This is a genomic window from Halanaerobiales bacterium, from assembly GCA_035270125.1.
Classification (GTDB): Bacteria; Bacillota; Halanaerobiia; order Halanaerobiales; family DATFIM01; genus DATFIM01.
Window position 1 is genome coordinate 1 of the sequence record DATFIM010000126.1, and the last position, 2,520, is coordinate 2,520.

General features: G+C 33.7%; 2 protein-coding genes. Both read right to left on the reverse strand.

The window, feature by feature from the left end:
- A partial coding sequence (locus VJ881_06555; protein ID HKL75711.1) for a pyridoxal-phosphate dependent enzyme occupies window positions 1-1,464 on the reverse strand: 1,464 nt, incomplete at its 3' end.
- Between the two features lie 57 nt (window positions 1,465-1,521).
- Window positions 1,522-2,520, reverse strand: a 999-nt coding sequence (locus VJ881_06560; protein ID HKL75712.1) for a YgeY family selenium metabolism-linked hydrolase, incomplete at its 5' end; no start/stop codon positions are given.

Here is a 2,520-nt window from a genome sequence, read left to right on the forward strand (position 1 = left end):
ATCCAATAGTCCAACTCTTTCATTGAATTCTTTTATTAATTCATCAATTTCATCTGCCTTATTATGAATATTTCCCCAGTAATTATCATAGTCATACCATTGAGCATTTAGTTCTTCTGAATCTTTACCCTGTTGTTCAACCCAGGTATAGTATTTTAAATTGTGAATTCTTTTTCTATCTTCATAAGTAAGTTCTTCTACATAATCTGTCTTTATTGCTCTTAGGTTACGATGAAAATCAACTGCTGCATCAGTTTTGTCATATTCACCAGCTTCTTCTTTCATTTCTTCTAAGCGAGATTGATATAATTCCATAGAATCAGTAAATACAGTAAAGATAATATCATTTTCATCCATTTCATAGTATTTAGCCATTTTAATAGAAGTTAACATATTAGCAATTCCGGAAATCCCCATTAATGGAAGTTTATCTATAAAGTCTGCTGGAACTCCCTGTTCTTTTAAATATTCCTGACCTACTTCAGTATTAAATAACCTTACTAAATTCATAGAATCATTATCATCAACCCCAACCACCATATCTGTATTTTTTACATTATGGATCCAGGGCACATGTTTATCTCCAATACCTTCTATTCTATGTGCTCCAAAACCATTAGATAAAAGGGTTGGACACTGTAATGCCTCACCTACAGCAATTTTACTGTATGGAAAAACTTCTTTCATGTAATCTCCACAACCTAAAGTACCTGAAGAACCAGAGGTAAGGGCAACTCCAGCCATTCTATCATCAGAACTCATAATTTCATTTGCTACTTCTTCCATAGCACTTCCTGTTACTTCATAATGCCAGAGATGATTTCCAAATTCATCAAATTGATTAAAAATATTTATGTTATCTCTATTTTCTTTGAGTTCCCAGCATTTATCAAAAATTTCTTTTACATTACTTTCACTACCAGGAGTAGGAATTACCTCTCCAGCTACTTTTTGTAACCATTCAAAACGTTCTGGACTCATTTCTTCCGGTAAAATAGCTATTGAATCACAGGCTAAAAGGTCTGCATCATAAGCTCCACCTCGACAATAATTACCAGTTGAAGGCCAGACTGCCTTTTCTTCTGTTGGATCAAATTGGCCTGTAACTAGTTTTGGAACCAGACAGCCGTAAGTAGCACCTACTTTATGAGCTCCTGTGGGAAACCATTTACCTACAAGAGCTACAATTCTGGCATCCACCCCTGTTAACTCTTTTGGTATTTCAACATAATTAACTCCATCATAAAGTCCACCTTCTTTTTGTGGTTCATTTTTCCAGGTTATTCGAAATAGATTGGTGGAGTCTATATCCCATAAACCAGTATTTTTAAGTTTTTCTTTAATTTCATCTGGTACTAACTCAGGATTTTTTTGCTGTTCAAAGGTAGGGATTATAATGTCTTTCTCCTTAGCTCTTTTTACCACCTTTTCTAATTTTTCTTCATTTATATCAAGATCAATCATTTATATACCTCCTAAATTTACATATACTATTTTTACTTTAAAATCAGAAAATATTAGTTAAATATATTTTGGTAATAGGGCATAAAATTCTGCTGCTTTTAAAAGATGTTCAACTGGAACCTGATCTTTTACAGTATGGGCATATATTTCATTTGCAGGACCGAATCCAATACAGGGAATATCTTCTCTGCCCATAATAGAAACTCCATTAGTACTAAATGTCCATTTATCAACAATAGGTTCTTTATCAAAAAGATCTTCAAAAGTATCTACTGCTCCCTGTACAAATGGATGATCTTCTTCTAAAACCCAGGTTGGATAATATTTTTCTGTTTCATATACTAATCCTGTATAACTTGGTCTATCGTAATTTAATACTTTAACCTGTGCTTCAATATCAAGGTCTTCTATTACTTCCTCAACTTCCTTAACTGCTAATTCTTTATCTTCTCCAGCTGTTAAACGTCTATCAAGATGAATCCTTGATTTATCAGGAACTGCACAGAGACTTGGAGTTTGATTATAGATGTGAGTTACTGCAATTGTTCCTTTACCTAAAAACTCATCTTTGTGAAGTCTTTCATTTAAATCTTCAATTCCAGATATTATTGGTGCAATTTTATATAATGAATTTTCTCCTCTTTCAGGAGCACTTCCATGACATGACACACCATCTGTAATTACTTCCATTTCCATTCTACCACGATGGCCTCTGTAAATATTTAAGTTAGTAGGTTCTGTGATTACAACTAATTCTGGCTCTAATTTATCTTCATTCAAAATATATTGCCAGCATAAGCCATCACAATCTTCTTCCTGAATACTACCAACAAAATAGAGGGTAAACTCATCATGTAAATCTAAATCATTTATTACTTTGGCAGCATAGACCATACTGACCATAGCACCTTCCTGGTCAGTAGCACCTCTTCCATAAATAATACCATTATCTAATTTACCGGAAAATGGATCCCATTCCCATTCATCAGGATCACCTACACCAACTGTATCTAAGTGAGCATCATAGGCTATTACTCGGTCTCCATTTCCTATTTT